Origin of the sequence: Promineifilum sp. (SeqCode) (assembly GCF_041918635.1) — a bacterium.
GTDB lineage: Bacteria > Chloroflexota > Anaerolineae > Promineifilales > Promineifilaceae > Promineifilum.
The window spans coordinates 1-8,742 of sequence record NZ_JAYRVJ010000185.1 but is presented as its reverse complement, the minus strand read 5'-3'; the positions used below and the strand labels follow the sequence as shown (position 1 = coordinate 8,742).

Sequence of the window (8,742 nt, the reverse complement as noted above, 5' to 3'; positions counted from 1 at the left end):
CTCGCCGACGGGCAATTGGCCTTCCAGAGCGCCGGCATCGACCCGGACGCCCTGCGCGGCCTCAGCGACGACTTCACCATCTCCCTGTTCACCCCCGACGGCGCGGCGCTGGATACATTCACGACGCAGGATCAACTGCCCGTCTTTCCCGCTCAGCCCATCGGCTTCCAGACCATCCCCTTCCAGGATGACACGTGGCGCGTCTATAGCCAGCAAGTGTCCGTTGGGGGGCAGAGCGGCCGGCTTCAGGTGGCGCAGGAACTTGACCGGATCGATCAGGCATTAGCCAGCCTGCGGGGGCAAGCCTTGCTGGGCCTGCCGTTGGCCCTGCTGCTGGCCGGGCTGGGCGGCTACTTCCTGGCCGACCGCGCCCTGCGCCCCATCGACCGCGTCACCCAGACCGCCCGGGCAGTGTCCGCCAGCGACCTGAGCCGGCGCATCGACTACCAGGGGCCGGCCGACGAGGTAGGGCGGCTGGCCCGCACCTTTGACAGGATGCTCGACCGGCTGGAGGCCGCTTTCGCCCGTGAACGGCGCTTCACCGACGACGCGGCCCACGAACTACGTACGCCCCTGACGGCGCTGAAAGGGCGCATCGGCGTCACGCTCAGTCAGCCGCGCCGCCCGGCCGATTACCAGGAGACGCTGCGCGAGATGGAGGAGCAGGTCGACCGCCTTATCCGCTTGAGCAACGACCTGCTGTTCATGGCCCGGCTGGACGGCGGTGAGGTGCAGCGGCCGATGGCGAACATTGAGTTGGCCGACTTCATGGGCGCAGTGGTCGACCAGATGCAGCCCCTGGCAGCGGCCAAGTCGGTCACCCTGGTCGCCGAGCTGCCGGCCGGGCTGACGCTGCGCGGCGATATGGACTTACTCATCCGCCTCTACCTCAACCTGCTGGACAACGCCATCAAGTTCACCCCGCCGGGCGGCCAGGTGACCGTACGCGGGCAGCGGCAAAACGGGCAGGTTGTGGTCTCCGTGCATGACACCGGGCCGGGCATTCCGGCCGAGCACTTGCCACACCTGTTCGAGCGCTTCTACCGGGTCGAAGACGGCCGGGCCAGGGACCGCGCCAACGGCCAGGGAGGGGCTGGACTGGGATTAGCGATCGCCTATGAGATCGCGCGGTTCCACGGCGGGGCGCTGACGGTGCAGAGCGAGTTGGGCCAGGGCACGACCATCGCCGCGCAGTTGCCAGCAGGCGGATAGAAGAGAAGAATCCGCAGATTACGCAGATTAGTTGTCGGTGGTCAGTTGCCAGTTTTCTTACGTCGGGCCGGTGATGAATGTCAGCCCCTACTCCGATTCTTCCCGGCCGAAGACGGCCTTGATCAGGAGCAGGATCAGGAACGAGCAGGCGACGAGGATGACCGACAGCGTGACAGCCACGCCCAGGTCTAGCTCAAAGCCCAGGTAGATCGCCAGGGGCATGGTCTGAGTGCGGCCGGGGTAGTTGCCGGCGAAGATGATGGTCGCGCCAAACTCCCCCAGGGCGCGCGCCCAGGCCAGCGCCACCCCCGTCAGCACTGCCCGGCGCGAGAGCGGCAGCGTCATGCGCCAGAAGACTTGCCAGGGAGTGGCCCCGTCGATGGCCGCGGCGTCCTCCAATTCCGGCTCCACCGCGGCAAATCCCACAGCGGCGGTGCGGATGAAGAGCGAGACGGCGATGAAGGTCTGGGCCATGACGACGGCCGTCTCGGTGAAGGTGATGCGCAGCCCCAGATCATCCAACGGCCCGCCGATCCACCCCCGCCGGCCGAACACCAGCAGCAGCGCCAGCCCCGCCACGGCCGGCGGCAGGACGATGGGTAGATCGATGAGGTTGTCCACCAGCAGTTTGCCGGGAAACTGCCCCCGCGCCAGCAGGTAGGCGACGGGCAGGCCCAGCGCCACCGCGGCCAGTGTGGCCCAGGTGCTCGTCCGCAAGCTGAGCGAGATGGCTTGCCGCACCTCGGGCCGGGCCAGATTCGCCCACAGTTCGGCCGGCGAGGCGTAGAGAACCAGCGCCAAGAGGGGCAGCGCCAGGAAGAGAAGCAGCGGCAACGACAGCGCCCACCATGCCCCCGGCCGCCGGCGCGCCGTCCTGTCCCTACTGAATGGAGAAGAAGGCGCGGCGACCTTCGCCCGTGGAAAGCCAGGCCATCTCATTACCGGATAGGGCCAAAACCGTAGTTGGCCAGAATAGTCTGGCCCTTGTCACTCAACAACAGCGCGATGAAGCCGGCCGCCGCTTCGGCCTGGGCGCTGTCGTTGAGCGATGCAATGGGATATTCGGCCACAACGTTGAGCGCGCCGGGGATTTCCAGGCTGGCGACGTCCTCGACCCCGATCAGGTCGCTGGCATAGACAATGCCCGCGTCGGCCTCGCCCAGCGAGACCTTGTTCAAGACAGAGCGCACGTTCTCCTCATAGGAGGCGACGTTGCCCAGCACAGCCTCCTTGAACGACGCGCCCAGTGCAGGGTCTGCCGAGGCCAGATTAAGGAACTCCAGGGAGTAGCGGCCGGCGGGCACTTCTTCGGCGGCCAGCACGATCAGCGTGTCGGGGGCGGCCAGGTCTGGCAGGGCGGCGATGCCGGCCGGATTGTCGGCCGGGTAGACGACGACGAGCCGGTTGGTGGCGAAGATCGCTGCCGCGTCCGCGTCAATTCGGCCCGACTCAACGGCCGCGTCCATCTGCGCCGCGTTGGCGCTGGCGAAAACGTCGGCCGGCGCGCCCTCGCCAATCTGCGTCGCCAACTGGTTGGAGCCGGCGAAGTTGAAAGCCACCGTCACGCCGGGGTTGGCCGCCTGGAAGACACTCTTGATCTCGCCAAAGGCGTCCGTCAGCGAGGCGGCGGCGAAAACAGTCAGCGTGACCGCGTCTTCGGCGGCTGTCGCCTGCGCGCTTTCTTGTTGCGCCCGTCCGCAGCCTGTCAGAAGGACAAGCAGGCAGCAGACCAAGGCAGTCAGACGCCATGTTGTGAATCGACCGTTGGTGACCATTGCGCAATATTCCTTCATGTAAGAGGAACACAGAGTTCCACAGAGATCACACAGAGCTACACAGAGAATCGTAGAGCTATTCTTCCTCTGTGGAACTCTGTGTTCCTCTTATCTGCTTCCGGCCACTCGACCGGCAACGATGCCAGCCAGTCGCGGATCGCCTCGATGTGGGCGCGCCGGTATGCCCGGACGGCGCGCGGGAAAGGGGCCTCGGGGTCGTTGGCCTGTGTCGCCAGCCAGCCGGCGCATACGGCCTGCTGGCGCTCGATCAGCCGGACGGCCGTCTCCTGCCCCTCCGCCATAGCGAAGTAGAGCTTCAGCATGAACGCCAGCCGCATCTCGCGCGGCTGGGCCACCGGCTGCTCCAGCCACTCCCGATAGGCGGCTTCGCCGCGCGCGGTCAGATGAAATACCTTGCGGGGCGGCCTGGTTTCCTGCGGCTGCAACGTCGCCCGCAGCAAGCCCCCCTCCTCCAGCCGGGCCAGGAGCGCATAGAGCCGGCTCTGTTTCATGCGCCAGACGAGACGAAGCTCCGGCGTATGACTCAGTTCGTGGTAAAGCTCGTAGCCGTGGCTCGGCCGGCGGCGTACAAAACCTAGCAGCGCGAGTTCAACTGACAAAGACCCTGCAGCACGATTATCCATGTTGCGAATACTCAAGGTGTGAGTATAAGTAATGAATTGGTTGTGTCAACCTTTGTAGGGTAGAGGGAACCATCAGAGTGACAGCGGATGGATAACCGGCTACCATCTAGCATAGGTGCGCGCGGCCCGCGCCCCATAGCCTGACGAATGATTTCGGGATCGCTCATGACATCGCTGCCCAACCGCTACATTTTGCTACTTCTGCTTATCGCTAGTGTTGCCTTCACCGCCTGTGGCCGCGCCGCCAGGTCTGAGTTAGCGCCTTCGCCCACTCCCACACGCATTCGTCCAACCTCCGTCCCCACACGTGTGCTGCCCACCCTGGGGGCCACAGCGATCACGCCCGACGGCGACCGCGCCGAGGTGACCTACGTCTTTGATGGCGACACCATCGAGGTGGAGCTTGACGGCCAGACCTACCGGCTGCGCTACATCGGCGTGGACACGCCGGAGCGCGACGAGCCGTTCTACGAGGAGGCGCTCACGTTCAACCGCGAGCTGGTGGACGGGCAAACGGTCATCCTGGTGCGCGACGTGAGCGAGACAGATCAGTACGGGCGGCTGCTGCGCTACGTCTACCTGACCGATGGGACGTTCGTCAACGCCGAGCTGATGCGCGCCGGCATGGCCCGGCTGGTTACCTTCCCGCCCGACGTGGCCCAGACTGACTTCCTGCGCGCCCTTCAGCAGGAGGCGCGGGCGGCGGCGGCCGGCATGTGGGCGCAGCCGGCGCTGGTCGGGCCGTGCGATTGCGACCGCAACCTGTATGACTGCCGCGACTTCAGTACGCAGGCGGAGGCGCAGACGTGCTTTGCCTACTGCCTGGAGACAGTTGGCGAGGACGTGCACCGGCTGGATGGCGGCGGCGATGGCTTCGTATGCGAGAGTCTGCCGTGAAGAGGAAGAATCCGCAGATTTCGCAGATTTCGCAGATTTGGCACAGCTCAATGCGGCTTATTCGATGAGAACACAACCCGGTAAGGGCTACCACGAATGTTGATCTATCTGTTCGGTCTGCCCGCGGCCGGGAAGAATTACGTGGGCGAGGTGCTGGCCGAGGCGTTCGGCTACACCTTCTACGATGGCGACCGCGACCTGACGCCGGAGATGCGCGATGCCGTGCGCGACGAGCGGCCGTTCAGCGACGCCATGCGCGACCGCTTCTATGCGGTGCTCATCGAGCGTATCGCCGAACTGCGCCGCCGGCACGCCGACCTGGCCTTCTGCCAGGCGACGTTCAAAGAGCGCCACCGCCGGCTGATCGCCGCTGCCTTCCCGGACGTGGTTTTTGTGCTGGTGGAGGCGGATGAGGCGGTGCGCGCCGCCCGGCTGGCGCGGGGCGGCAATCCCGTCACGGTCGAGTACGCCCGGCGTATCGCCGCCTTCTTCGAGCCGCCGGGCCACGCCCACTTCGTCATCGAGAACAACGGCGGGCGAGCCGAGATCGTGCGACAGCTAACGAGCCTACTGGCCGACCTGGCGCTGGCTGGCTATGGCTAAGAGAGTGATCCGCAGATTTCGCAGATTACGCAGATTTTTAAGAAGCTCACGCCAAGAACGCAAAGTGCGCAAAGAACGCTAAGACGACCCTGATGTCGCTTCTTTGCGTTCTTTGCGCACTCGTTCTTGGCGCGATCCTCTTTCTTTTAATATGCGTAACCTGCGGATCATGCTTTCTACGCCTGCGTAACAGCCACGCGCTCCACGTTACCGAGCGCGCGCAGGAGATCGGTTGTGCTCAGGATGACCGTCGTCCCCCGCACGCCGGAGCCGAGCGAGAGTTCTGCCTCCCGCGTCACGCTCTCATCCACCAGCACGCGCAGGGGGCGCGGCAGACCAAAGGGGGCCACCGCGCCGATCTCGTAGCCGGTGACGGCGCGCACCTCGTCGGTGGTAGCTGTGGTCAGCCGCGACTGGCCCAGGTGGCGGCGCAGCGCCTTCCAGTCCACCTGCTGCGGCCCAGCCACCAGCACCATGGCGTACTCGTCCTGCCCCAGCCGGAAGAGCAGGCTGCGCACGACCTGTTCCGGCCGCTGGCCTCGCTCGGCCGCCGCCTGCTCTAGCGAGTGGACGGGGCCGGCATGGCGGAACTCGCGGAAGGGAATGCCCCGCGCCGCCAGATCGCGCCCAACGGGAGTCAGTTCGTCACTCATAGGGCCTGGAATGAATGGCTACGGATTAAGAGGAACACAGAGGGACACAGAGATCACACAGAGTTTCACAGAGAAAGAACGTCTCTTCCTCCGTGTCTCTTCGTGTCTGCCCTCCGTGTCTCTCTGTGTCCCTCTTATCTGCCATTTCCATTAGCCGCCTCAACAAGCCCGCGGAACAAACCCAGCATGGCTGGGTCGTCGTGGATAAGGTTCTCCGGGTGCCACTGAACGCCCAGGGCGAAGGGGTGGCCGGGCGCTTCAACGCCCTCGATCAGCCCGTCGGGCGAGTGGGCGGCGGCCACCAACCCGGGAGCCAGGTCGCGGATGCCCTGATGGTGCAGACTGTTGACGCAGGCTATCGTCTGGCCGATGGTCGCGGCCAGCCGGCTGCCCGGCTCCAGCGTGACGGCGTGGGCCTGGTGGTTGCGCGGGAAGAGGTTGAAGAAGTCGTGCTTGATCGCGCCCGGCATCAACTCCAGCACGTCCTCGTAGAGCGAACCGCCCAGGGCGACGTTGAGCATCTGGTGGCCGCGACAGATGGCCAGCAACGGCTTGCCCTGTTCGATCGCCTCTCGCGCCAGGAAGCGTTCAATACGGTCGCGGTCGGGGTCGATGTTGAAGATGAAGTTGGGATGCTCGCTGCGATAGTATTCGCCGGCGATGTCGCCGCCGCCGGGCAGCAGCAGGCCGTCCAATCGGAGCAGCAAGGTATGCAGAGCCTCTTCGCTTAGCCCCGGTGGGATGAGCACGGGGATGCCGCCGGCCGCCGCCACTGCCTCCACGTAGGACGGCGGCAGAGCGAAGAGCGGCGCGGCGGAGGTTCCCGTCTCCACCTTGCGGTAGGCGGTCAGGCCAATGATCGGTTGAGTGGAATGGTGGTTCATGGGTTCAAGTGGGTCGAAGGGTGTCAGATGACCATAATAAAAAAGGTGAAAGAGGTCATCTTTCACCTGCTATCATACCATGAACCGTTCGCGAGCGCCGAGCGCTCGAGCGCCTAGTTTTGCTCGAAGGTGCGCTTGGCGCGGAGGCGGGTCGCCTTGCCGGTGCGCTCGCGCAGGTAGTAGAGGCGGGCGCGGCGGACGTGGCCGTGGCTATGCACCTCGATCTTCTCGATGCGCGGCGAACTCATCAGGAAGGTGCGCTCCACGCCGATGCCGTTGGAGGCGATGCGGCGCACCGTAAAGTTGGCGTTGTTACCCGCGTTGCGCACGCGGATGATCGTGCCGCGCACCATTTGGACGCGCTCGTTCTTGTCGCCCACGTTGATGCGGACGAAGACGGTCACGCTGTCGCCGATGGTCACCTGCGGCAGGGCAGCGTTCTTCTCATTGTCAAAAGCTTTCAGCAGTAAGTCAGACATGATCTCTGTTCTCCAAGCACCGGAAAAAACAACGTTCCGGCCGGAACGTCATCTCTACCCCCCAGGCAAGCTGGTTTCGTTTGTCACGTAATGAACCCGCCGGGCGGGCCAATTGGGTACTATAACAGAAGAAAGTCGGTTTGACAATGCCCGTTCGGAAAACGTTCGCCGGGCATATTGACGAAGCCCCCAAGCTATGCTATGCTGCTCGCAGTGAACAGTATGAACGACACACGCGCGTTTGGCTATCTGCAGGGCTTATTACTTGGCGTCTTACTCGCCGGTCCGGCCCTGCCTGCTCGCCCCGTGTGATCGCTCGACGCCATCTCGTTGACGTGAGGCCGCAGGCAACCCCTGCGGCCTTTTTCGTTTCGCCGTCCCTCGTTGGGCCGCAGTGGCTAGTGGTCAGTCAACAGTAAGCAGTGAGCAGTGTTCAGTGGGCCAGTAGGTCAGTGGTCAGTCACGACCAACGGCTAACGACTAACGACCAATCTGTGTAATCTGTGGATTCTTCTTAAGGAGACGACATGACGACGAAAACGAAGGCCCGCGCCGCCCGCTATGACTTCCGCGCCCTGGAAGAGAAGTGGCGGCCGCGCTGGGCGACAGACGACCTGTACCGCACCGGCGACGACCCCGACAAGCCCAACGTCTACATCCTGGACTTCTTCCCCTACCCGTCCGGCGACGGCCTGTCGGTCGGCCACTGCCGCAACTACGTCCCCACCTGCGTCAGCGCTCGCTTTCACCGCATGCGCGGCTACAACGTCCTGCACCCAATGGGCTGGGACGCCTTCGGCCTGCCGGCTGAGAACTACTCCATCCGGCACGGCATCCACCCGGCGGAGACGACACACCGCTTCGCCGCCAACTATAAGCGCCAGATGCAGCTGGTCGAGTGCTCCTACGACTGGTCGCGCGAGATCGACTCCACCGACCCGGAGTTCTACCGCTGGACGCAGTGGTTCTTCCTGCTGCTGTTCCGGCGCGGTCTGGCCTACCGGGCGATGGGCAGCCAGTGGTGGTGCCCCCACTGCCGCACCATCCTGGCCAACGAACAGGTGGAAGACGGCCGCTGCTGGCGCTGTGACTCCGTCGTGACGCGCAAGGAATTGGAACAGTGGTACTTCCGCATCACCGACTACGCCGACCGGCTGCTGGCCGACCTGGACACGGTCGATTGGCCGGAGCGCATCAAGGGCATGCAGCGCCACTGGATCGGGCGGTCGGAGGGGGCGGAGGTGGTGTTTCAGGTTCGTCGCGATGGCTCTGACGTTGCGGCGGGTGACCGAATGAATTCGGTCACTACGGACGAAGAGGAGGCGATCACGGTCTTCACGACGCGGCCGGACACGCTGTACGGCGCGACGTTCCTGGTGCTGGCCCCGGAGCACCCGCTGGTGGCGCGTATCACGGCGCGCATCACCGAGTCCGAGCGGGCGGCCGAGGTGGCCGCCTACGTCGAGGCCGCGCAGCGTATGTCGGAGATGGACCGCCAGGCGGCCGACCGGGAGAAGACGGGCGTCTTCACCGGCGCCTATGCCACTCACCCGCTGACCGGCGCGCCTGTGCCCATCTGGATCGCCGATTACGTG

The 8,742-nt window shown here is 64.8% G+C and carries 10 protein-coding genes; 4 read left to right on the top strand and 6 right to left on the bottom strand.

The window, feature by feature from the left end; all coding sequences use genetic code 11:
- The coding region (locus tag ACE3UY_RS06365; protein ID WP_374686712.1) for a sensor histidine kinase at nt 1-1,212 on the top strand (1,212 nt) is incomplete at its 5' end.
- 87 nt (nt 1,213-1,299) lie between these two features.
- Here the strand turns inward: ACE3UY_RS06365 and ACE3UY_RS06360 are convergent.
- The 3 genes from ACE3UY_RS06360 to ACE3UY_RS06350 form a co-directional block, all read right to left on the bottom strand.
- The gene (locus ACE3UY_RS06360; protein WP_374686711.1) at nt 1,300-2,046 is read right to left on the bottom strand and encodes an ABC transporter permease; all 747 of its coding nucleotides are present in this window, start codon (nt 2,044-2,046) and stop codon (nt 1,300-1,302) included.
- Nucleotides 2,047-2,150: 104 nt separating this feature from the next.
- Nucleotides 2,151-2,945 carry a molybdate ABC transporter substrate-binding protein gene (gene modA, locus ACE3UY_RS06355; protein WP_374686710.1) on the bottom strand — a complete coding sequence of 265 codons (795 nt, stop codon included), beginning with the start codon at nt 2,943-2,945 and terminating at the stop codon, nt 2,151-2,153.
- Nucleotides 2,946-3,043: 98 nt separating this feature from the next.
- Nucleotides 3,044-3,607 carry a PadR family transcriptional regulator gene (locus ACE3UY_RS06350; RefSeq protein WP_374686709.1) on the bottom strand — a complete coding sequence of 188 codons (564 nt, stop codon included), beginning with the start codon at nt 3,605-3,607 and terminating at the stop codon, nt 3,044-3,046.
- 189 nt (nt 3,608-3,796) lie between these two features.
- Here ACE3UY_RS06350 and ACE3UY_RS06345 point away from each other — a divergent pair, with 189 nt between their 5' ends.
- Nucleotides 3,797-4,528 carry a thermonuclease family protein gene (locus ACE3UY_RS06345; RefSeq protein ID WP_374686708.1) on the top strand — a complete coding sequence of 244 codons (732 nt, stop codon included), beginning with the start codon at nt 3,797-3,799 and terminating at the stop codon, nt 4,526-4,528.
- Between the two features lie 96 nt (nt 4,529-4,624).
- A complete protein-coding gene (locus ACE3UY_RS06340; RefSeq protein ID WP_374686707.1) occupies nt 4,625-5,131 on the top strand; it encodes a gluconokinase in 507 nt (168 codons plus the stop codon).
- Between the two features lie 176 nt (nt 5,132-5,307).
- Here the strand turns inward: ACE3UY_RS06340 and ACE3UY_RS06335 are convergent, their stop codons facing one another.
- The 3 genes from ACE3UY_RS06335 to rplS all read right to left on the bottom strand — a co-directional run bounded on the left by ACE3UY_RS06335 (nt 5,308) and on the right by rplS (nt 7,147).
- Nucleotides 5,308-5,784 carry an aminoacyl-tRNA deacylase gene (locus tag ACE3UY_RS06335; protein ID WP_374686706.1) on the bottom strand — a complete coding sequence of 159 codons (477 nt, stop codon included), beginning with the start codon at nt 5,782-5,784 and terminating at the stop codon, nt 5,308-5,310.
- 134 nt (nt 5,785-5,918) lie between these two features.
- Nucleotides 5,919-6,668 (bottom strand): gamma-glutamyl-gamma-aminobutyrate hydrolase family protein, encoded by a 750-nt coding sequence (locus tag ACE3UY_RS06330; protein WP_374686705.1) that lies wholly within the window; start codon nt 6,666-6,668, stop codon nt 5,919-5,921.
- A 113-nt stretch (nt 6,669-6,781) separates the two neighbouring features.
- Nucleotides 6,782-7,147, bottom strand: a complete 366-nt coding sequence (rplS, locus tag ACE3UY_RS06325; protein ID WP_374686704.1) for a 50S ribosomal protein L19 — start codon at nt 7,145-7,147, stop codon at nt 6,782-6,784.
- A gap of 527 nt (nt 7,148-7,674) precedes the next feature.
- On the opposite strand from rplS, the gene ACE3UY_RS06320 reads away from it, so the two are divergent.
- A partial coding sequence (locus tag ACE3UY_RS06320) for a class I tRNA ligase family protein (protein WP_374686703.1) occupies nt 7,675-8,742 on the top strand: 1,068 nt, incomplete at its 3' end.